Annotated in this window: 24 protein-coding genes; 23 read left to right on the top strand and 1 reads right to left on the bottom strand. The window is 37.7% G+C overall.

What is annotated here, in order from left to right; translation table 11 throughout:
• The first annotated feature begins 3 nt into the window (after positions 1–3).
• The 18 genes from MKX29_RS06370 (at position 4) to MKX29_RS06285 (ending at position 18,073) form a co-directional block, all read left to right on the top strand.
• Positions 4–1,479, top strand: a complete 1,476-nt coding sequence (locus MKX29_RS06370) for a heme ABC transporter ATP-binding protein (RefSeq protein ID WP_341104684.1) — start codon at positions 4–6, stop codon at positions 1,477–1,479.
• A complete protein-coding gene (gene cbiB / locus MKX29_RS06365) occupies positions 1,469–2,422 on the top strand; it encodes an adenosylcobinamide-phosphate synthase CbiB (RefSeq protein WP_341104683.1) in 954 nt (317 codons plus the stop codon). Before MKX29_RS06370 ends, cbiB begins: the two co-directional genes overlap by 11 nt.
• Positions 2,409–3,485, top strand: a complete 1,077-nt coding sequence (gene cobD / locus MKX29_RS06360) for a threonine-phosphate decarboxylase CobD (protein ID WP_341104682.1) — start codon at positions 2,409–2,411, stop codon at positions 3,483–3,485. The genes cbiB and cobD overlap by 14 nt, the downstream gene beginning before the upstream one ends.
• Positions 3,464–4,063: a bifunctional adenosylcobinamide kinase/adenosylcobinamide-phosphate guanylyltransferase gene (locus MKX29_RS06355; RefSeq protein ID WP_341104681.1), complete on the top strand. Its 600-nt coding sequence runs from the start codon at positions 3,464–3,466 to the stop codon at positions 4,061–4,063. The genes cobD and MKX29_RS06355 overlap by 22 nt, the downstream gene beginning before the upstream one ends.
• Positions 4,029–5,531 carry a cobyric acid synthase gene (locus MKX29_RS06350; RefSeq protein WP_341104680.1) on the top strand — a complete coding sequence of 501 codons (1,503 nt, stop codon included), beginning with the start codon at positions 4,029–4,031 and terminating at the stop codon, positions 5,529–5,531. Before MKX29_RS06355 ends, MKX29_RS06350 begins: the two co-directional genes overlap by 35 nt.
• Positions 5,528–6,325: an adenosylcobinamide-GDP ribazoletransferase gene (gene cobS, locus MKX29_RS06345; protein ID WP_341104679.1), complete on the top strand. Its 798-nt coding sequence runs from the start codon at positions 5,528–5,530 to the stop codon at positions 6,323–6,325. The genes MKX29_RS06350 and cobS overlap by 4 nt, the downstream gene beginning before the upstream one ends.
• The gene (locus MKX29_RS06340; protein ID WP_224938138.1) at positions 6,283–6,888 is read left to right on the top strand and encodes a histidine phosphatase family protein; all 606 of its coding nucleotides are present in this window, start codon (positions 6,283–6,285) and stop codon (positions 6,886–6,888) included. The genes cobS and MKX29_RS06340 overlap by 43 nt, the downstream gene beginning before the upstream one ends.
• Entirely contained in the window at positions 6,840–7,280 is a 441-nt protein-coding gene (locus MKX29_RS06335) for a bifunctional adenosylcobinamide kinase/adenosylcobinamide-phosphate guanylyltransferase (protein WP_224938137.1), read from the top strand. Before MKX29_RS06340 ends, MKX29_RS06335 begins: the two co-directional genes overlap by 49 nt.
• A 16-nt stretch (positions 7,281–7,296) precedes the next feature.
• Complete coding sequence (locus tag MKX29_RS06330; RefSeq protein WP_095370838.1) at positions 7,297–7,878, top strand: cob(I)yrinic acid a,c-diamide adenosyltransferase; 582 nt, start codon at positions 7,297–7,299, stop codon at positions 7,876–7,878.
• 3 nt (positions 7,879–7,881) lie between these two features.
• Positions 7,882–8,388 (top strand): ECF transporter S component, encoded by a 507-nt coding sequence (locus MKX29_RS06325; RefSeq protein ID WP_341104678.1) that lies wholly within the window; start codon positions 7,882–7,884, stop codon positions 8,386–8,388.
• Positions 8,385–9,104, top strand: a complete 720-nt coding sequence (locus MKX29_RS06320) for an ATP-binding protein (protein WP_341104677.1) — start codon at positions 8,385–8,387, stop codon at positions 9,102–9,104. The genes MKX29_RS06325 and MKX29_RS06320 overlap by 4 nt, the downstream gene beginning before the upstream one ends.
• 874 nt (positions 9,105–9,978) lie before the next feature.
• On the top strand, positions 9,979–11,055 hold the full coding sequence (locus tag MKX29_RS06315) for a D-alanine--D-alanine ligase (protein WP_224938135.1): 1,077 nt from the start codon (positions 9,979–9,981) through the stop codon (positions 11,053–11,055).
• Between the two features lie 96 nt (positions 11,056–11,151).
• A complete protein-coding gene (locus tag MKX29_RS06310; RefSeq protein WP_251162945.1) occupies positions 11,152–12,525 on the top strand; it encodes a UDP-N-acetylmuramoyl-tripeptide--D-alanyl-D-alanine ligase in 1,374 nt (457 codons plus the stop codon).
• Positions 12,526–12,731: 206 nt separating this feature from the next.
• Positions 12,732–13,418: an alpha/beta hydrolase gene (locus MKX29_RS06305; RefSeq protein ID WP_224938133.1), complete on the top strand. Its 687-nt coding sequence runs from the start codon at positions 12,732–12,734 to the stop codon at positions 13,416–13,418.
• 441 nt (positions 13,419–13,859) lie between these two features.
• Complete coding sequence (locus tag MKX29_RS06300) at positions 13,860–15,341, top strand: DEAD/DEAH box helicase (protein ID WP_224938132.1); 1,482 nt, start codon at positions 13,860–13,862, stop codon at positions 15,339–15,341.
• 227 nt (positions 15,342–15,568) lie between these two features.
• Positions 15,569–15,988: a metallothiol transferase FosB gene (gene fosB, locus MKX29_RS06295; RefSeq protein ID WP_289432742.1), complete on the top strand. Its 420-nt coding sequence runs from the start codon at positions 15,569–15,571 to the stop codon at positions 15,986–15,988.
• 176 nt (positions 15,989–16,164) lie between these two features.
• A complete protein-coding gene (locus tag MKX29_RS06290) occupies positions 16,165–16,644 on the top strand; it encodes a PH domain-containing protein (protein ID WP_095370830.1) in 480 nt (159 codons plus the stop codon).
• A complete protein-coding gene (locus MKX29_RS06285; protein ID WP_224938130.1) occupies positions 16,637–18,073 on the top strand; it encodes a PH domain-containing protein in 1,437 nt (478 codons plus the stop codon). The genes MKX29_RS06290 and MKX29_RS06285 overlap by 8 nt, the downstream gene beginning before the upstream one ends.
• 57 nt (positions 18,074–18,130) lie before the next feature.
• Here the strand turns inward: MKX29_RS06285 and MKX29_RS06280 are convergent, their stop codons facing one another.
• A complete protein-coding gene (locus MKX29_RS06280; RefSeq protein ID WP_341104670.1) occupies positions 18,131–18,856 on the bottom strand; it encodes a rhomboid family intramembrane serine protease in 726 nt (241 codons plus the stop codon).
• Positions 18,857–18,947: 91 nt separating this feature from the next.
• On the opposite strand from MKX29_RS06280, the gene acpS reads away from it, so the two are divergent.
• The 5 genes from acpS to MKX29_RS06255 all read left to right on the top strand — a co-directional run bounded on the left by acpS (position 18,948) and on the right by MKX29_RS06255 (position 22,830).
• The gene (gene acpS, locus MKX29_RS06275) at positions 18,948–19,304 is read left to right on the top strand and encodes a holo-ACP synthase (RefSeq protein WP_341104667.1); all 357 of its coding nucleotides are present in this window, start codon (positions 18,948–18,950) and stop codon (positions 19,302–19,304) included.
• 228 nt (positions 19,305–19,532) lie between these two features.
• Positions 19,533–20,552, top strand: coding sequence for a LolA family protein (locus MKX29_RS06270; RefSeq protein WP_095370826.1), 1,020 nt, complete (start codon positions 19,533–19,535; stop codon positions 20,550–20,552).
• Positions 20,553–20,827: 275 nt separating this feature from the next.
• A complete protein-coding gene (gene alr, locus MKX29_RS06265; RefSeq protein ID WP_341104665.1) occupies positions 20,828–21,976 on the top strand; it encodes an alanine racemase in 1,149 nt (382 codons plus the stop codon).
• 217 nt (positions 21,977–22,193) lie between these two features.
• Positions 22,194–22,475: a CopG family ribbon-helix-helix protein gene (locus MKX29_RS06260; RefSeq protein ID WP_095373546.1), complete on the top strand. Its 282-nt coding sequence runs from the start codon at positions 22,194–22,196 to the stop codon at positions 22,473–22,475.
• A gap of 4 nt (positions 22,476–22,479) precedes the next feature.
• On the top strand, positions 22,480–22,830 hold the full coding sequence (locus MKX29_RS06255) for a type II toxin-antitoxin system PemK/MazF family toxin (RefSeq protein WP_095370824.1): 351 nt from the start codon (positions 22,480–22,482) through the stop codon (positions 22,828–22,830).
• Positions 22,831–22,863 lie beyond the last annotated feature (33 nt).

Below are 22,863 nucleotides of genomic sequence, written 5' to 3'. Positions count from 1 at the left end.
ATGATGTATAGCTTACGACAAATTAACGGTGGTTATGGAGGCAAGCAGGTCATTCATGATGTTTCCTTTGAAGTAGAGAAAGGACAGTTATTTGGCATACTTGGACCGAATGGGAGCGGCAAATCGACGGTTTTAAAGATGCTAAGTGGTCTTATACCGGTCACATCTGGTGAAGTTTATTTAAAAGATCAACCAGTACAAAATTATAACACGAAGGAAATAGCGAAAATCGTTGCTGTCCTACCTCAACATGCCGAACATAGTTTTTCTTATACAGTAAAGGAAATTGTATCGCTTGGCCGCTATGCTCATCAAAGTGGTTGGTTCCAAACATGGTCTGAAGATGATGAAGAAGTTGTGCAACAATCGATGAAACAAACAGGTGTACAGCATTTTGCACATAAGAATATTACTGAGCTATCAGGTGGAGAGAGACAACGTGTGTTTTTGGCACAAAGTCTCGCACAAGAACCAGAAATATTATTACTTGATGAGCCAACCAATCATTTAGACTTATCTTATCAAAAAGAATTGCTAGATATGTTAAAAGAGTGGACTGAGAAAAAGGGTTTAACGGTCCTATCCATTTTTCACGATTTAAATTTAGCCGGTTTATATTGTGATCAAATCGTTTTATTAAATGATGGAAAAATAGTCTCTAATGATAAACCTAATGAAGTATTGCAAGAAGCACGTATTATAGAAGTCTATGAGACTGAAGTGAAGAAGCACGGACACCCGAAAGTACCAGCACCTCAAGTAGTCCTAATACCTGAGGAGAAATGGCAAAATGAAGAAATTATTACACCGGCTATATTAATGGTGAATGAAGAATATATTACACTTCAGTCTGCCCAACCTCTAAGGGTAATGTCATCAGGCGTTGTTGGTTCTGGCATTGGCTGGTATCAAACATTTGTTAATCGTCATGTTGATAAAAGTTATAACTGTGATGATTTTTATGAGGAGATGGTAGATTTTCTTATAGAAAAAGGGTTTGAGCCTTCGGAAACGGTTGGGATGATGACAGCGGTGTATACGGATGATGTGATCTACGAATTTTACGAAATGGATCTGTTCTCTGTGTTGATCGTGGTCACAGCAGGTGTAGGAAACGCTGTCGATGCTTCGATGGCGAGCAAACATAAAGAGGTAGTAACCCCAGGCACTATAAATAGTTGGATATTTGTCAATGGTCATCTTTCTGAAGAGGCATTTATTCAAGCAATGATGACGGCAACTGAAGCGAAAGCAAAAGTATTAATGGATTTAGAAGTACGAGACAAAGAAACCGGGACAGTTGCCACGGGCACATCTACGGATAGTATCTTAGTTGCTGCAACACAAAGCGGAGAGAAAATAGATTTCGCTGGAACAGTTACACCCCTAGGAAAAATAATTGGAAAAGGTATTTACGAATGTACACAAAAAGCGATTCACAAGAGTCGTAAAAGAAAAAAGGAAACAGATGATGATTGAACATTTAATCGCATTAACAGTAGCAGTGGTCATTGACCGATTCATAGGTGACCCGCCGCAATGGCCGCATCCTGTAAAGTGGATGGGTTCTTTAATAGGATTTTTAAGGAAGAAATGGAATATAGGGGAGCATAGAAAATGGAAAGGTGTAGCTATGTTAACAACCGTCTTATTGATTGTATTAGTTATATCGATAAGTATTGTGGTGATTGCCTATGCGGTCCACCCTATCGTGGGAATATTATTTGAGGCGGTGTTAATCGCAACTACCATCGCCCAAAAAAGTTTAAAGGAAGCGGCAATAGAAGTGTACGAGCCTTTAAAGAAGGAACAATTAAGTGAGGCAAGGCAAAAGCTTTCATATATTGTTGGTAGGGATACAGACGAGCTAGATGAAGCGGAGATTGTTAGGGGAACAGTTGAAACAGTAGCAGAAAATACAAGTGATGGGATTACTGCCCCGTTGTTCTTTGCATTAATTGGTGGTGCACCATTTGCCTTAGTTTATCGCGCTATTAACACTTGTGACTCAATGGTCGGTTATAAAAATGAGAAATACATTGATTTTGGCTGGGCGTCTGCAAAGCTTGATGATGTGGTGAACTGGGTGCCGAGTAGACTGACAGCATTTTGTATGCTTCTCGTGAATAAGCCGAGATTTATACAAAGGAAAGAGAGTTTTCAATTAGTGATGAGCGATGCGAAAAAACATCCAAGCCCCAATAGTGGCTGGGGAGAAGCAGCTGTGGCTTATTTATTAGGCGTTCAGTTAGGTGGTAAAAATACATATGAAGGGCATGTTTCTTATCGTGCCACGATGGGGGAATCCAATATGCCATTATCAAGGAATCATATTGTAGAGGCGAATACTATTATTACTAAGACCATTCCACTGTATCTCTTTATCTTATGGCTAGGGGGTGTTTTGATTGCAATGGCCTAAGCATGGTGCGAATCCACAATATTTATACGAAGTATTAAAGTTAGATATGCCCGCAAAAACAATTGACTTTAGCGCGAATATTAACCCATTAGGGCCTCCACAAGCTGTAAAAAGGCAATGGTCAAGCTTACTTTCATCATTATACGAATACCCCGATCCGTTTGCCACAAGATTAACAGAGCGTATCAGTAAAACCACATTACTTCCAAAAGAAAATGTTCTCATTGCCAACGGTGGAGCCGAAATCATCTCAATGATTGGGCAATTATTTGCGAGAAAGCGTGTAATGATTGTCCAACCTGCTTTTTCCGAATATGAGACAGCTTGCCGAGCGAATGCGTGTGAAATCACCTATTTCTTCTTAAATAAGAACTGGCATTTAGATATAGAAGGTTTGATAGCTACTTTTAAGGAGATTGATGTAGTTTTTTTGACGAACCCGAATAATCCGACGGGTAAATACTTCTCGAAAGATTCAATCAAACGTTTGATTGAAGCCGCAGAATGTCTAGGTGTTTACCTCATTGTCGATGAAGCTTTTTATGATTTTGTGGATGAGTATGAAGCGATCTCACCGTTATTACTGCAATACGATCAATTAGTTATTATTCGCTCTATGACTAAAATGTTTGCCATTCCTGGGATTCGCTTAGGGTATGTGCTCGCGAATGAACAATTTATAACTGACTTAAGGGCAATACAACCGCATTGGAGTGTCAATAGTGTGGCGCAGGAAATAGGGTTACTGTGTATTGAGGATAATAACTTTCAGAAGAAAACACGTGAGTTGATGAAGGTAGAACGGAAGAAAATCTTTTCTTTTTTAACACGTAATGATTACCTACATTCAGATTCATCTACCAATTTTTACTTACTAAAAGATTCATTTTCCAAAGAAAGCGAGAGCCTTTTTCTTTTTTTATTAGAAAAGGGACTGATTCCAAGGCATACATACAACTTCCCCGGATTGGAAGGAAATTGGCTTAGACTAGCAATAAAATCACCGGCTGAAAACATTCGATTGATGGAGGCATTAAAGCGATGGCGCAAATCATCTTTATAAGCGGAGGAGTAAGAAGTGGTAAGAGTCAGCTTGCTGAGAAGTTGGCAATTGATAGGGCTCACTACCATGGGAAGCAATTACATTACATCGCGACAGCTCAACCAAGCGATAAAGAAATGGTGTTGCGCATTAAGCATCATCAAAAGCATAGGCAAGAGAGTGGTAAGAAGTGGATGATATGGGAACAACCAAGAAACGTTCACCAACTAGCTACCCACTACTCTTCAAACGATATTATTCTTCTAGATTGCCTAACAACTCTGCTTAATAATGAGTTTTTTTATGAAAATCGCTGGTCTGATTACGAATTTCAACAACAAATTTTTAAAAATCTTGTCCAAGGAATAAAAGAACTTTCGAGTAAAGTCGATACGTTAATTCTCGTAAGTAACGAAATATTCCATGATGTGATAAGTGATGAACCACTTGTACTTGTGTATGGAAAGATGCTAGGACGACTCCATCAAAAAATCGTGGCACTTGCAGATGAAGCTTATCTAGTAGATGCTGGCTGTCTCATTCAGATGAAAGGAGGAGAAGAATATGAAAGGCTTAATGGTCGTTGGAACAGCCTCTGATGTGGGGAAAAGTATGATTGCCACAGCTATATGCCGAGCCTTAGTAGAAGAGGGTGTGCGTGTTGCTCCGTTTAAATCACAAAATATGTCTAATAATTCTTATGTAACGAAAGATGGCAAAGAAATTGGGCGGGCACAAGGTATACAAGCAGAAGCTGCGAAAATAGAGGCAACCGTCTATATGAATCCAATTCTCTTAAAACCAACATCAGACTCGACTTCTGAAGTCGTTTTGTTTGGGAAAGCTGAGACCGTTCAGTCTGGTCGGGACTATAGAGCATCTTTCTATGAAAAGGGGCTAGAGGCGATTACGATAGCACTTAATAGACTAGAAAACACTTATGATGTGATTGTGATGGAGGGTGCAGGCTCTCCTGTAGAAATTAATTTAAAAGATCGTGAGCTAGTCAATATGAAAGTGGCTGAAATGGCAGATGTGCCTGTGTTGTTAGTAGCTGATATCGATCGAGGAGGCGTGTTTGCGAGTATCGTTGGGACGTTATCATTACTAGAAGAAAACGAAAGAAATCGAGTGAAAGCGATTATTATTAATAAATTTAGAGGAGATCTGTCTCTATTTGCGGACGGTAAGAAGTGGATAGAAGATCACTGTGGTATTCCAGTTATCGGTGTGATGCCATATTTACATCATCATATGATCGATGCAGAGGATTCCTTATCTATACAAGTTTCTAAAAAGGATAACCCAATAGATATTGCTATATTGCAACCACCGTATCTTTCAAATTTTACCGATATGGACCCGTTTTTATATGAAGATGATGTATCTTTCCGCTGGGTTAATCAAAGTGATGAAATGGGCATGCCCGATGCTGTCATTTTACCAGGAACGAAAAGCACGATTCATGATTGGCAATATTTCTGTGATAGAAAGCTCGATAAATGGTTAAAGGATTATATAGAAAATGGCGGCAGAGTCATCGGAATTTGCGGTGGTTTTCAAATGTTAGGTAGGCGATTAGCCGACCCTTATGGTGCGGATACGGGAATTGAAGGGAAGGAGATAAATGGACTCGGGGTAATTCCAGCTGACACCACTTTTATCACTGAAAAAACAACCATTCAAGTGGAAGGAACGCTTCACCCCAAGTTAAAAGGCTCATTTGTACAATCTTTAAAAGGATATGAAATCCATTTAGGCGAAACAGTAGTAGAGAATCATGATAGGCATTATTTTCTGAAAAAAGCGGATGGCCATTATGGTGGATATACAAGTAAAGGTGGCAAGGTTATTGGTACATATATGCATCATGTTTTTCATCACGATGAATGGCGTGCACATTGGTTAAATCAGATTCGCGTAGATAAAGGTTTGCCTTTAAAAGACCCGGTTTATATCAGTAACAAGAAGGACAAAAAGTATGCAGAACTAGCAGCACACTTTAAATCAAATATTGACTTTGATCTTCTTAAAGAAATCATCGGTATAGAGGATCACACCTCATGAAAATATGGCTAAAAGGATTATTAATTAATTTGCAATTCTTCACTGCCATTCCGATTCCTCTCCAATTACCGATGGATAATAAGCATTTAAATGGCGCGATTAAAACGTTTCCATTGTTAGGTATCATACAAGGTGTCATCTATGCGCTTATATTTTATTTGTTATTAATGATTTCTCCTTTTTCGCCATTAGCAGCTGCCATTTTTCTTTGGGTGACATTAATCGTTGTCACTGGAGGGATTCATTTAGACGGTTGGATGGATGCAAGTGATGCATACTTTTCCTATGGTGATCGACAAAAGCGATTAGAAGTGATGAAGGATCCAAGAGTTGGTGCTTTTGGTGTGCTATCGGTCATTCTCTTATTAAGTACAAAACTATTTTTTATTTATGAAATTGCTATTAAGTTTGAAAGCACATCTGTTTTCTTTTTTATTGCTTGTATTCCTTTTTTTAGTCGTATGGTCATGGGCATGATGCTAGTGAAGGTGAAGACAGCTAAAAATAGCGGGTTAGGTAAAATGTTTCAGGATGCAGCTACTTTGAGAAGTGTTGTGATGTATGGTGTATATATTTTACTAGTTGCAATATGGCTGTTCTTCTTTTTTCCTTCCCTTATATTCGGATTTACTTGCATGTTAATCATTTCATTATGTTTGTTTATGATTATGAAACAAAAAAGCGTAGGTTGGTTTGGGGGCACAACAGGCGATGTCATTGGTGCATGTGTGGAAGGAGTGGAATGGAGTTTATGGATGGTTCTTTGGTTATCACATTATTTCGTCATGGGATGACAGAGGCCAATAGGAGGAAAGCTTATCTAGGGTGGAGTGATTCTCCGCTTGTTTCGGCGAAAGCTATCGTCCCGATAGTACCCCCTTGCGATATCATTGTAACAAGTGATTTAGGTAGATGTATTGAAACGAGTAAGAAATTATTCCCTAATGAACCGCTTGTCTTGATGAGTGATTTGAGAGAACTTAACTTCGGTGAATGGGAAGGCTGTACGTATGAGCAATTAAAGAATCATCAACCATATCGAAAGTGGTTAAATCATTGGCAAACCTTATCACCTCCTGATGGAGAAAGTTATAGTGAATTTAGTCAACGACTTGATCACGCCTGGGACTCATTAGTAGCAGAAGCGTTGGAGAAAGCAATTTCAACAATGGCGATTGTCACGCACGGTGGAGTGATCCGCCATATCTTACATACGAAAGTAAAAAATACAAAAGCTTTTTGGGACTGGAAGATTCCTTATAGTGGAGGCTATCAAATCGATGTTAAATTGAAAGGGGGAGAGATTATATGCACTTTGTTACAGGAGGAGCCTATAACGGAAAGGGAGAATGGGTAGAAAAACAATATGGTATTCACCGAGCAAGCCATTTCTGGTATTCCGCCTACCGTAGTTCGGCACCACCTGAAGTAGAAAATTTTACAGATATTGATGGTGTAATTGTATGGGAAGGAATAGAATATTGGGTAAAGGATGTATTAACTTACAGTCGAGAAGAGGAGATACAACAAAGAGTACAGCAATTCCTCGTTGATTTTGCAGCATGGGAAAACAGCAAACGTACACGCAAAGTCATCTTAATTGGTACGGATATAACAAAGGGCATTGTACCAGTAGATGAGAAAGATCGACTTTTACGGGATGTTTGCGGACGAGTGTATCAAAAAATGGCAAAACAGGCAACGCAAATGGATATTATTTGGTATGGTATAGCACAGAAAATTAAATAAGGGAGTGGGCGATTAGATGAGAATTTATACGAGAACAGGAGACAAAGGAAAAACGAGCATTATTGGCGGCAGAGTAGAAAAGGACGATATACGTGTTGAAGCCTATGGTACAGTTGATGAAGTCAATTGTTTTGTCGGTCAGGCTGTAACTGAGTTGGATCAAGCAAAATTCGCAGACGTCTTGGATGATTTAGAGAAGATACAACATGAACTTTTTGACTGTGGTGGAGACTTAGCAAACGTAACAAAGACACGTGAACTGAAGCTAAAACAAGAGTCAATTGATTATTTAGAAGAGAGAATTGATGTGTTTATTGCAGAAGCACCAGAATTAGAACGTTTCATCTTGCCAGGAGGTGCCAAGGCATCTGCTTCTATTCACATAGCAAGAACCGTCACAAGAAGAGCAGAAAGATTAGTCGTATCACTTAAGAAAACAGATGATACTGTTCCGGATGTAGCTGTTATGTTTTTAAATCGCTTATCTGATTACTTTTTTGCATTAGCCCGCGTCATCAACTTTCGCTTAGGGAATCCGGATGTAGAATATGTACGTAGTGCGAAAGTGTTCCGTGGAGGTAAAAGAAAAGGGGAATAAGTGATGGGTCTTTTGAAAGGAATTAAAATAACATGGCTAAGTGTTTTTGTTGCCCTATCGGTGATTGGTGCAGCAATTAAGATTCCAGCTGGGATTGTCACTAGTGTGGCACTAGATTCATTTCCTGCGCTACTCGCTAGTGCCTTACTAGGAGGTCCGGCTGGTGCAATCGTTGGAGGGACAGGTCATTTATTGTCAGCACTATTAGGTGGGTTGCCAATGGGGCCCTTTCATTTGGTAGTAGCGATGGAGATGGCCATTCTAAGTTATATATTTGCATTATTTTACCGCAATGGACATAGATGGATTGCTTCTATTCTCTTTGTGCTTGGAAACTCGTTTGCAGCCCCACTTCCATTTCTTTTTATTATGGGGGAAGCGTTTTATTTGGCACTCGTTCCTTCGCTTTTACTTGGTTCTATTTTTAACGTAGCTATAGCTCTTATCCTCATTCCAAGATTGGTCAAAATCATACAACCGGTAAAAACATCCATGGAAAATACCAAATGAGAGATGTACTGGTGATTCCATTTAACAAGGAAGAATCACTTGTCATAGCAAGTGATAATAGCGGTGGTATTGGATTAAAGCATGAGGATTTAATTAAAGTTTCTTATGAGGATGTCGCTTATTATGCTTTAAGGGTGTCGATGATGGAATGTATAGCTATAGGTGCAACGCCGTTAGCGATAATTTTGCAGAATTTTTCTGGAGATCAAGTGTGGCGATCATTAATAACAGGAATTGAAAAGGGCTTGCTGGAACTAGGCCTAACCGAATTATCTATAACAGGAAGTACAGAAAGTAACTTTGAGTTGAAGCAATCTGCAACAGCTGTATCTGTTATGGGGAAAATACATGCGAGTAAAGATATTCATGCGATAGAGTTTAAAGAAGATAATCGGATAGCAGTTATCGGTAGACCGTTAGTAGGAGAAGCCGTCATTAATGATGCTCTACATATAGCTCCGCTAGCGCTATGTTCAAAACTCGCCAATATGGAAAAAGTGACAGTCATGCCTGTTGGCTCTAAAGGGATATTAGCTGAGTTAAACCAATTATTTAAGAATCGTGTCTTTGCCCTAACTGATATCACTTGTGAATTAGACTTACTTACTTCTTCAGGTCCTGCAACCTGCTTTATTATTAGTTACACACTTGAAAATGAACAGAAAATAAAAGAAATGGCTACTGGTTATTTTTATCCTGTAAAGGTGAAAGAATGAGTTTAACTGTTTTTTTTAACAAAGGCATGGCAAACGGAATGGAGTATAGAGAATAGAATGCAAGGTCGATTATATTCTCTTTTTACTGACAAAAGAAAGTTACAAATTGTGAAAGAAGCATGTACGGCACATTGCCAATAACTGGCGTGCGGATGCTTCTTTTTACTTTGACAGCAGTCAATGTGGCATGGGTAGAAAGTGAATGTAGATAAAGGTGGTAGGTCTTTTGGCAGATTTTATTACTAAATGACAAATCGTACGATTGTAATCGTAACGATGCGATGATTAATCTTGCCATTTATTTTAGCTAGTATAAAATATATAAATGAGGTAAAATGGGCTGGCAATCATTTGCGCTATTTAGTGAATGATACCTAATGTCAGTTCGTTATAAAGGAAATTTTTTATTATATATTGATAACGATTACAGATATTAATCTTTTTGTAATAGAAAACTAGAGCTTTTGTAACATAATGTTAACAGAGAAGTAAGTGAAAAAAAGTATAATAGTGGTATATCAGTAGGTAGAACAGCTTCAAAGAATTTTGCATCTATATTGATGCTCTCTATAGGTTGTAGAAGGAATGAAGGGTATATGATTAAATATTTCAGGATAATGGGAATTAGGTCTTTATATCCTGAAATGAGTTCAATCTCATTGCCATTAATAATCGATATGAGGACAATCTCCAATGACGATATAACTTTTTTCAAGAGAGAAATGGCTATTTTTTAATTGAAGTAAGCTCCTTTTCCCATGGTTATACATACATATACTTTTATAGGCATTTATCTTGTTGAAACATTTACTCTCTTATTTTATAAAGTGGTAAAATAAATTTAAGTTACTTGTTAAAATTGGAGGTTTTATTGATGACGATTAAGATCGGACTTTTGTACGGTGGGAAATCTGCTGAACATCATGTTTCTATGCAGACAGCGCTTGCCGTGATTAAAGCATTAAACACAAATAAATTTGATATTTATCCTATTTATATTTCGGAAGAAGGTCAATGGATCAAGGGACAACAACTTGCTGGGCCCGTTGATACAGTGAAAGAATTATCTTTTTCAGAAGGCCAACAGCTATCACCTTTAGCGTTAGCACCAACCCTTTTCGAGACGCAAGAAAGTCGACCTTTTGATGTGATTTTTCCATTATTGCATGGTCCAAATGGGGAAGATGGTACGGTTCAAGGAATGCTTGAGCTTTTAAATTTACCATATGTTGGAAATGGCGTCCTTTCTTCTTCAGCAGGAATGGATAAAGTGATCATGAAAAATATCTTTGCTCAAGCTGGATTAAACCAAGTTAATTATGTTTGGTTCCTTCGAGGGGAATGGGAAACTGCGGAAGAGGATGCTTATCGCAAAGTAGAAGATACCATCGGATACCCGTGCTTTGTTAAGCCAGCAAATTTAGGCTCTAGTGTAGGAATTAGCAAATGTACGAATCGTAGTGAGCTCCATGAGGCATTCGTTGAAGCATTTAAATACGACCGTAAAATTATTATCGAACAAGGTGTAGATGCAAGAGAGATTGAACTAGGTGTAGTGGGAAATGATTACCCTGAGTGCTCTGTTGCCGGTGAAATTATTCCGAAAGATAAAAACTTCTACGATTATACGGCAAAATATGAAGATGGGAATACAATTTTAATGATTCCTGCTGATGTTACAGAAGCTGAATATAGCGAATTAGAAGCGATGGCAATTAAAGCCTTTAAAGCATTAGATTGTTCGGGACTTGTTAGAGCGGATTTCTTCTTAACAAAGGAAGGAAAAGTCTATATAAATGAAGTGAACACAATGCCAGGCTTTACACCATACAGTATGTTCCCATTACTTTGGAAGCATTCAGGTGTTGAATATCCAGCCCTTATTGAGCGTCTTGTCAACTTAGCAATTGAAAGACATCAAGAAAAACAAAAAATTAAGCATACAATGTAATTGTAAGCGGAACAGCTAAGCTGTAGCGTATACAGTTACATAGAAAGATAGGTTTTGCACCCCGCAGTGCACCTGTCAAAAAGGAGGCAGGAAAAGTTGATTAAGAGAACCTTGAATGATTTAGCAGAAATGATTCAAATAGAGAATGATCTTTCACCATACGGAAAAAAAGAAATTCAAGGTGTAAGTATTAATTCTCGTGAGATTACTCCAGGACAACTATTTATACCCTTTAAAGGAGAGCGAACAGATGGGCATCAGTATGTGTCGGATGCTATTGAAAAAGGAGCTGCGGCTGCTTTTTGGCAAGAGGATGTACCAAATCCACCGACTCACTTACCCATTATCATCGTTAAAGATACGTTAACTGCATTACAAGAGCTGGCAAGAGCCTATCGTAATCAGTTAAGTATAAAAGTGGTAGGGATTACTGGTAGCAATGGTAAAACGACGACAAAGGATATGATGGCGAATCTTTTAGCGTTGAAATATAAAGTCCAAAAAACCGAAGGCAATTATAATAATCATATTGGTCTTCCGCTTACCATCTTAGCGCTAGAAGAAACAACAGAGGTAGCTGTATTAGAGATGGGTATGAGTGGAAAAGGTGAAATTGACTTTCTAACTAAGCTAGCACGCCCTGATGCAACGATTATTACCAATATCGGTGAATCACATCTACAAGATTTAGGCTCAAGAGAAGGAATTGCTGAAGCAAAGCTTGAGATTATAAATGGCTTAAAGTCAGATGGATTGATGGTATACATGGGGGATGAACCCCTTTTAAGAAATTACTTTGATTCATATAAAGGGCAAGCTACGGTTAAAACCTTTGGAAGAACCGAACAAAATGACCTATATCCTGTGAATATCCAACAATTAGACAACGGCAGTAAGTTTCAGGTCAATGCGAGCGAAATAGAATTCACTTTACCTATTTTAGGTATGCATAATGTCTTAAATGCTCTATCAGCTATGATTGTTGCACAACATTTTAATGTGTCATTTGCGGAAATGGAAGCAGGATTAGTGAAAGTGAGACTGACAAATATGAGGATGGAAATACTACAGGGTCAAAATGGCGAGAAAATAATAAACGATGCATACAATGCGAGCCCTACTTCAACGCAAGCTTCAATAGAATTATTAGCGAATTTACCAGGATATAAGAAGAAAATACTTGTTCTTGGTGATATGTTGGAACTGGGGGCAGATGAAGAGAGATTTCATGAAGAAATCGGGTTATCCATCTGTGCGGAAAACATCGATGCCGTATTTACCTATGGTCGATTAGGACACTTAATTGCAAAGGGAGCCAAGGAAGTATTGTCTGAAGACCGTGTATTTGCTTTTGATGAAAAGGCGCCATTAATTGAAGAACTAAAAAAACATGTCAATGATGAAACAATTGTACTCGTTAAGGCTTCTAGGGGAATGAAGTTAGAAGAAGTCGTTGAGGGATTGCAATAATACTATACTAAAATTCAAAAAACCTTATTGTTTCACATGGAACATAAGGTTTTTTCTATCTTTTGAATTATATTATAATAATTAACATTTTTTACGTTATGAGGATTTAATTTTCCGAATAGAGGGTAAAAAATAAACTAGATGCTTATGTTAAAGTTGAAAAGCTGTTCAATAGCCTGATAAATTTACCATTGGCGGTGTAAAAGATGATTGGATGTTTATGCATACATGGATTTACAGGTGCACCTTATGAAGTGGCCCCATTGGCGAATTATATAAAGGAACATACGGATTGGGAAATAGCGGTTCCTACATTACCTGGTCATGGAGAAAGGCAGTCCTTAAAGGGGATTGTATTTCAAAAATGGATCAATCATGCAGAGGAAGAATTAAAAAACTTACTAGAAAAATGTGAAGTTGTTTATATTATTGGATTCTCCATGGGAGGCATGATCGCTAGTGAATTAGCGGTAAAATACCCGGTAGCGAAACTGGTTTTACTTAGTGCAGCTGCCTACTATTTAAATCCAAGACAAATTTTCCTTGATATTAAAGGGTTATTAAGAGAAGGACTTCAAGGCACAAGAATAACGCAAAATCCATTATTTATACATTACAAACAAAAGATCAGCTCCACGCCGATTGCTGCAGCTAGGCAGTTCCAAAAGCTAGTAGCGACGGTCCGCCCTCGATTAAAAGAAGTGAAGGTTCCAACTTTCATCGCTCAAGGAGAGGATGATGGCATCGTTCCTGTACGCAGTGCAGATTATCTTTACAAACACATCACCTCAGAACAGAAACACAAAATTATTATTAAACGGTCAAAACATTTAATTTGCCATTGTGATGAAAGTGAGCAACTGTTTAAAGAAGTACTTCAATTTCTTTCATAACCTTTTAGTTAAGGCGATTTTCTTCAAATGAACTCCCTTTCGTCAATGGTTTATTTTTATACTACTGTCATACTATGTCCTGCTAAAGCATTGCAAATCATGCGTTGAGATGGTAATATATACAACAAAGTGTCAACAGGAACTCCATTGAAACCCGGACATACTCCACTGGTAGGAGAATGTCTTTTTTCATTACATGTCTGAATAAAAATTTCTATTTGTAATTGTTCGTTAGATTTAGGATGCGGAAGTCATCATACATTTATTTTTTTATACAAATAAGCATAGCACAATTCATGCATTGGTAATAAATTCTCCCTCATCCTCTCTATAGTGGGTTTCTCTTAAATCGTTGTAATTATAACAACTTTGATTGGGGAAATTTCCTGCCTACTTGATGAAATAAAATATTTTTCAAAGAACAGAAGGAGATTGGATACATTGACTAAGTTTCAAGATTTGGGTATAAGCCCTGAAACAATGAAGTCTCTTAAAAGAATGGGGTTTGAAGAGGCAACCCCGATTCAAGCAGAGACGATTCCTTTAAGCTTGCAGAATAAGGACTTAATTGGACAAGCGCAAACAGGTACAGGTAAAACAGCCGCTTTTGGTATTCCTATGATTGACCATATTGACTATAATGATAGTTTTATTCAAGGTTTAGTCATCGCACCGACAAGAGAATTAGCCATTCAAGTGTCAGAGGAATTATACAAACTCGGTTTTGGGAAAAAAACGAGAGTGTTATCGATTTATGGTGGCCAAGATATTAACCGTCAAATACGTGCTTTAAAAAATCGACCTCATATTATTGTCGGTACACCTGGAAGAATCCTTGATCATATTAATCGAAAAACACTAAAACTAGATCATGTCAAAAAAGTGATTTTAGACGAAGCTGATGAAATGTTAAATATGGGCTTTATTGATGATATTGAAAAAATCTTATCAAGTGTCCCAGAAGAGAAGCATACTTTACTCTTTTCTGCGACGATGCCACCAGCCATTCAACGTATTGCTGAGCGGTTTATGAAAGAGCCACAAATCGTTCGAGTGAAAGCGAAGGAAATGACTGTACCACTCATTGAGCAATATTATATTGAAGTACAAGAAAAAAATAAGTTTGATGTGTTAACAAGACTGCTTGATATTCAATCACCAGAACTTGCGATTGTTTTCGGACGTACGAAAAGAAGGGTCGATGAACTTTCTGAAGCCTTAAGTTTAAGAGGTTACAATGCAGAAGGAATACATGGTGACTTGAGCCAGGCTAAACGTATGTCTGTCCTTCGTAAGTTTAAAGAAGGGTCCATTGATGTCCTTGTCGCAACAGATGTAGCAGCTCGTGGATTAGATATATCTGGTGTTACACATGTGTATAACTTTGATATACCACAAGATCCGGAAAGTTATGTTCATCGTATTGGTCGAACAGGTCGCGCGGGTAAAGAAGGAATGGCCATGACATTTATTAACCCACGTGAGAAATCATACTTACGTATCGTTGAAAAAACAACGAAAAAGAAAATGGAAAGAATGGCTGCTCCGACGTTAGATCAAGCATTAGAGGGGCAACAAAAGGCTGTTGCAGAAAAAGTCGAGCAAATCATTGAGGATAATCATCTTCAATATTATCAACAATCTGCACAACAATTACTTGAACAACATGACGCAACAACGGTAGTTCAAGCATTGTTGAAGCTCATGATCAAAGAACCGGACACGACTCCAGTAAAACTAACAGAAGAGAAACCTTTACCGGCTAAACGAGACAGAAGATCCACAGATAGAAGTAACCGTCCTAGAGGTGGGTATAGCCCGAAAGGAAGACAAAGTAACTCCTATCGCTCCCGTGATGGTAAACCTTCAGGTAAAAGGAATTATCAAGGAAATAAGAAAACAAATGCAAATAGCTATAGATAATATATTGGGAGAACCGAGCATTGAAATGAAGCTCGGTTCTTTGTGTTATGTAGACATGTAGCAATAGGGTCTATGGTGGAGTAAATCAGAGGAATAAAAAGGCCACATAAAACCTATAACCGTTAACCTAGATGTGTTTTTATCTATAGTATTTGCTGCTGCTTCAGTATAATGGATAATAGGATGCCAGATAAATTTAATGAAATCAAGATGAGGTGAACGGCAGTATGATTAAAGGTTTGAACCATATGTTATTCTCTGTTTCTGATTTAGATCGTTCTATTGCTTTTTACGAAAAGGTCTTTGTAGCTAAGTTGCTTGTAAAAGGGAGAACGACAGCATATTTTGAGTGTCAAGGCATGTGGATTGCCCTTAATGAAGAAAAAGACATACCTCGTCAGGAGATTACCCAATCTTATACTCATATTGCGTTTTCTATTGATGAAGATGATTTTGAAAGTTGTTATCAACGATTACTAGACTTAAAAGTGAATATTTTATCAGGCCGCATAAGGGACGAAAAAGATAAGCGCTCGATTTATTTTACTGACCCGGATGGTCATAAATTTGAGTTCCATACGGGTACCTTACAAGATCGATTAGCTTACTACCGACAAGATAAAGATCATATGACATTTTATAAGTAAATGAAGTAGATAGGTAAGGGATTAATCAACTTCACTCCAATTGAAACCTTTTTCTTAGATCATCGTATAGAATTAATAACTAAGAATGAAAAAATATCCAAGTTTTTACTGAGAAATAGTATGGCTTTCATGTATACTATAGTTGTTTAATAAGGAATTTTAGGGGGTTTACATATATGTTATCAAAGCCGCAAAAGCGTATTTCTAAACGGGGTCTGACTGTTTGGAAAATATCTGGTGCACTACATTCCCTTATCCCATTTGTATTGGCAATTGGCGCTATTGTTTTAACATTCATTTTTGATTGGCCGATGTGGATAATTGGTGTTGCATTAATTATATTTGCTCTTTATGCTTATTTAGCGATTAAAGTTTTCCCGACTGTGCGGTGGAAAAGGTGGCGCTATGAAGTGAGAGAGAATGAAATTGAACTACAGCATGGAATATTTATTATCAAACGAACACTCGTCCCAATGATCAGAGTGCAGCATGTAGATACTCACCAAGGACCTATTCTTCGAAAATATAAACTAGCTACCGTGACGGTTTCAACTGCGGCAACTGTTCATGAAATACCCGCTTTAGATCTAGAAGAAGCAGAAGAACTGCGATTTTTTATATCTAACTTAGCAAGGGTGGCTGTAGATGATGTCTGAGCCGAGAAGACTTCATCCGATTGCAGCCGTATCAAATGTACTGAAAACATTAAAGGACTCCATTATTCCCATTTTAATTATTGTCGTATTTGGTAATAGCGAAGGGAAAATTCAGCTCTTTATTACAATAGGTATTATCGCTCTTATTCTTATATCCGGTATTCTTACTTGGCTTCGTTTTACCTACAGAATAGAAGAGGGAGAATTACGAATTGAATCAGGGTTAATTATTCGGAAAAAAAGATATATCCCCTTCGAAAGAATTCAAAGTCTTGATTTATCAGAAGGGATTTTACAAAGACCTTTTGGTTTAGTGAAAATGACCATTGAAACAGCTGGTTCAGGACTAGAGGCAGAAGCTATATTGACTGCTATTTCTAAAAATGAGGCACAGCAGATTCAAGATATCCTATCGCAATCTAAAAAGGCACATATAGAGTTAGATGAGCAAATCGAAACAGAACAAAAAGAGGAACAAATACTTTACCAAATTAAACCTGGAGAGTTGATTTTACTTTCTTCGACCTCTGGGGGAGTAGGTGTTGTGATTTCAGCTGTTTTTGCCTTTTTATCACAATTTGCTGAAGTCATTCCTTATGAGAAGGTATTTGATGAATTGAGTGTCTTTATTACAGGCGGTGTTATGCTCATCAGTTTAATGGTTTTCCTTGGTTTCGTTCTTGCTTGGCTTATTGCTCTCATTGGATCAGTGTTAAAGTATGCTAATTTCACTGTAAGAAAAGTGGGAGATGAATTAGTGATTACCCGCGGTCTATTGGAGAAGAAGCAACTAACGATTCCTCTACATCGGATTCAAGCATTAAGGATAAATGAGAATCCAGTTCGCCAAGCAATTGGCTATGCATCTGTTTACCTTGAAAGTGCAGGTGGGTCATTAAAAGATGCGGATAGCTCGAAAGTGATGCTGTTACCGATTATTAAGAGAAACCGAATCCGCGAGAAGATAGAAACTGGATTAAATGATTACCAATTGACAGATATGTTTGTTCCAGCACCAAAAAAGGCTTTAAGAAGATACATATTGAGAGGATTATTTATCTCTGTTCCAGTCGCAGTTATCCTTCTTTATTTCTTCTCAGTGTGGGGTTTATTTAGTTTAGTGTTCGTTGGATTGATGCTTATTTTATCTTATTACCGTTATAAAGCAGCTGGTTGGACGATTATAGGAAATCAACTCGTTCTTCGTTCACGATTTATTTCTAAAACAACTGTTTACTTGAGGAAGAATAGAACACAATCAATTTCAATGAAAGAAACGTATTTTCAGAAGCAAAATCAGTTAGCTACTATTTCTGCTAAGGCTATGTCTGGTTCAGGTGCAACGGGAGGAGATGTAGTTGACCTAGAAGTAGAAGATGTATTATCTATATACAAGTGGTATTCTTATACTCCTGAGAATACAGAATGAGAAACAGCAAATCCGAACATAAATTGTTCGGATTTGCTGTTTGTTTGAACGATATCATTAACGTGACAATAGACCGATAATGGCAAGAAGAATAATGCCCCCAAAGATAAGAATGGTTGATAGGGGGACGCCTTTTAATCGTCTAGCTGAAGATTTCCATTGGTTTGTTGGTCTCGTTGCACCATATCCAGCTTTTAATTTCGTTTTAATCATTGCTGAACCAGTGAGGAAACCTGCTAATAGACCAAATAGATGGGCAATCACATTTACATTCGCTTGCAAGAAGGTCATAATTACACCAATAACTGTGATGGCAAGAATGAGCTGAGTATTTTGCTGTGAAAGTAAATCTCTGCGGTACACAATAATAGCAATAAAGAAGCCGAAGATACCATAAATCGCTCCGCTCGCGCCAACGTGAATATATGTTAACGGTTCAAGGATGAGTGTTGCGATATTCGCGCCAATACCAGCTAGGAAGTAAACAAGGATGAAACGCCCCTTGCCAATTGCTCTCTCTAGTGGGGGTCCAAATAAAACAAGTGAGAAGCAATTAAATAAAAGGTGAGCAAATCCGCTATGCATGAAGATAGGTGTAACAAGTCGCCATAACTCCCCTTGCATAATATAAATATTAATACCTGCAAAATGCGCCATTAACCAATTGGTTGGTAGGATGGGCAAAACAGTAAGTAAATACAATACAATATTAATAGCGATAATAGAAGTAACGATGGGATAGAAGCGAATAAATTCTTTAAAGCTTTCTGTCCTGATAAACAATAATTGACTCCTCCTAAAATGTTCTCATACATTAAATATACTATAGTTTGTTTTATGCAGCATTTATTTTATTTAGAAGATGGTGATTAGAATGATTAAAGGCATTGGTATCGATATGATTGAATTACAGAGAATTAAACAATTAGTAAAAAGAAAAGAACGGTTTGTCGAACGTATTTTAACAACAAGCGAAAAACAGAAATATGAGACACTAACTGGGCATAGAAAAATAGAATATTTAGCAGGGAGATTTGCTGCCAAAGAAGCCTTTGCTAAAGCAAAAGGAACAGGCATCGGGCAATCACTTTCGTTTCTAGATATTGAAACAGCTAACCATATGACTGGACAACCGATCATTGTTAGTCCGGTTGATGGCTGTCTTGTACACTTATCTATTTCCCATAGTAGAGAGTATGCCATTGCTCAAGTGATAATTGAAAAAGAGTAATATTCATTAGGACAGGAAGTAAAGTTGATTAAGCTACTATTCCTTCAAATAAACGCCTGTAATTAATTACATACGAATCATCCCCAGGCTCCAAAAAATATTCTTGATCTATTAGAACGTCTGGAATAATCTTTGAGGTTGTCTCATATATTCAATAGTGCAATGGAGGAGACAGGCCACGGAAGCGTTTGACAGCACTGTTGATTATAAGACAAAGGGGTTGAAGGAATGAAGAAGAAGTTTTTCTGGCTACTCATGGGACTGGCCATAACTGTCACACTAGCTGCATGTGGGACAAAATCCCAGGAGGATGTGACAAAAGATTTATCGAGCAAACTAGAATCATTAAAAAGCTATAAGGCGGAAGCGAAAATGACGCTGCAAACAGGTTCCGAGCCGCAATCCTATGATATAGAAATATGGCATAAGAACCCGGAATTTTATCGTGTGGCACTTAAAAACACTGAAAAAGATCAAAGTCAAATGATCTTAAAGAACAAAGAAGGTGTGTTTGTTCTTACGCCAGCTTTGAATAAAAGTTTTCGCTTCCAAAGTGACTGGCCAAACAATAGTAGTCAAGCGTATCTTTATGAGTCATTAATTGAAGATATTCAAAATGATAAGGAAGCAAAATTTAAAGCAACGGAAGATCATTATGTTTATGAAACAAAAACGAGTTATCAAAACAATCAAATGCTGCCTCTCCAAGAGATTACCTTAAATAAATCGGATTTATCTCCAGTTAGTGTAAAGGTAATGGATGCAGAAAGAACACCAGTTGTGACGGTGGATTTCTCCAATGTGAAATTTAATGAAGAGCTAGATAATAAAGATTTCGATACGAAGAAAAATATGACAGGTGCGCAGCTAGAATTCCCAGTCATGGCTGAAGTAGCAGAAGAAGAAGATTTCACTGTCTTCTATCCAGAATCGCTACCTGAAGTTGAACTTGTTTCTGAAAAAGAAGTAGAAACAGAAGAAGGTAAACGTGTCATTCTAACCTATGAAGGTGAAGACAAATCATTCACAATGATTCAAGAGAAGGCTGTTATTGTTCAAACCTCTGGTGGTGAAGAGGCGATGATGAATGGTGACCCTGTTGACCTTGGCTTCACTGTAGGAGCCGTATCAGATAATATGGTATCCTGGACGCAAAATGGCGTGGATTATATGATTGCATCGACTAACCTATCGAAAGAAGAAATGATCCAAATTGCACAGTCGGTACAAGGGGAAGTTGTAAAATAAATATAGATAAGATAAACCCGAGGTAGATTCCTCGGGTTTCTTTGCGTTGTTTGCGGTTTCTACGGATGATAATTTTGCCAATATTAACGCCATATCATCTAGAGTAATTAGTAATACATGGTAACTTCTAGTTGCCATGTTTAATATACTTCCTACTTACATCTTACCCTGCTTTTACTTCAGTCGGTTTAAGAAGAAAGTTTGTCTTTTCTGTTATACGTTAATGTGACATAATCAAATAATAGAAGGAAAAGTATAAAGAGGAAGTGGACGGTATGAATCAACAGGTCCCATATTTTCGTGATACTTGGGCAGAGATAAATTTGGATTATATCACATATAATGTAGAGTCAATGATTAAGCATATTGGAGAAGAAGCAGAGTTGTTTGCAGTTGTGAAGGCAAATGCATATGGCCATGGAGATATAGAGGTAGCCAAGACAGCTCTAAAGGCAGGTGCCACTTACTTAGCGGTGGCGACTTTAGATGAAGCTTTTGCTCTTAGGAATAAAGGGATTGACGCGCCAATATTAGTTTTAGGACTCTCACGACCAGAGGATGCCGGGTTAGCTGAACAAGCAGGAATTACTTTAACCGTTTGCCAAGCTGAGTGGTTGATGAAAGCTGCACCATTCATAAACAAAGAAGTAAAAGTTCATGTGAAGATGGACTCGGGGATGGGTAGATTAGGGATTAAATCAAAAGAAGAATGGGGAATATTTGAATATCAACTACAGCAAGGAAAGTTCCATGTTGAAGGAGTTTTCACGCATTTTGCGACAGCGGATGAACTTGAGACAGCCTATTTTAATGAACAGTTAAGCACTTTTAATGAAATGATAAGCTGGATGGTTGAACAACCAAGATATATTCATGCTAGTAATAGTGCAGCTGGCTTGAGACATCCTGAGGCGAAATTTAATGCAGTTAGATTTGGGATTTCAATGTATGGCATGTCACCATCTTCTGAAATTAAAAATCATTTACCTTTTAAATTAAAAGAGGCCTTTTCACTTCATACGAAAATAGTTCATGTGAAAAAATTGCTACCGGGCGAGAAAGTGAGTTACGGAGCAACGTACGAAGCAGAAAAAGAAGAATCAATTGGAACCTTGCCAATCGGTTATGCAGACGGGTGGATTAGGAGGTTAGCTACACAAGAGGTCCTTGTTAATGGAAGAAGAGTAAGTATTGTCGGCAGAATTTGTATGGACCAATGTATGATTCGTATAAGTGAGGGAGAGCAAGTTGGAGATGTCGTTACGTTAATCGGGACTCAAAATGGTCAGACCATCTCTGTAGATGACATAGCTAACACACTTGAAACAATTAATTATGAGGTAACTTGCCAAATAGGTATGCGCATACCAAGAATCTATATTCAGGATCAAACAAAAATTTCTACAAGAAATGGGATTCTTTAATGCATATCAATGAACATGTTGGTAGATAATAGTTATTAATAATTTGGGAAATTATCACTGAAATTCCTAGGAAGACATTGAAAGAAAATGCAACTGTTTTTATGGATAATTTCTTACTAAATAAAAAATCCCCTTTGCAGCCTAAGAGAATAATGGTAATATGAAAATTGGTAGATATAAAAAATATGGTGTGTAGTGATGGTGGAGGTGTATGTTTGTGTCTGAATCCAGCGCAACAACAGAAATAGTGGTGAAGCTGCCGCAACATCTATTAACGGAATTAGATGGTTATGCGAAGCAAGAGAACGTAAACAGAAGTGAGTTTATTTATCAAGCAACGAAAATGTATTTGCGTGAACGGAAGAAAAGACATATTCGTGAGTCCATGAGACGTGGTTACATGGAAATGGCAAAATTAAACTTGACGATAGCATCTGAAGCATTTCAAGCGGAATACGAGGCAGAAAACGCAGTTGAACGTCTTGTAAGCGGAGGCTGATCCTTTGATTGTTAAACGTGGTGACGTTTATTTTGCAGACCTATCCCCAGTTGTTGGCTCAGAACAAGGCGGTGTCCGTCCAGTACTTGTTATACAAAACGACATCGGGAATCGGTTTAGTCCCACAGTAATCATCGCAGCAATTACCGCTCAGATTCAAAAAGCAAAGCTGCCTACTCACGTTGAAATTGATGCGAAGCGATATGCTTTTGAAAGAGATTCAGTAATATTGTTAGAACAAATTCGTACAATTGATAAGCAGAGATTAACCGATAAAATCACCCATCTTGATGACGAAATGATGGATAAGGTAAATGAAGCCTTACAAGTCAGTTTAGGTCTTATAGAATTTTAGAAAACGCTCAAAAAAGTTGGGGCGTTTTTTTAT

Origin of the sequence: Cytobacillus sp. FSL R7-0696, assembly GCF_038006865.1 — a bacterium.
Lineage (GTDB): Bacteria > Bacillota > Bacilli > Bacillales > Cytobacillaceae > Cytobacillus > Cytobacillus kochii.
Note: the sequence above shows the minus strand (reverse complement) of the source record. Positions and strands in the feature narration are given on the sequence as shown.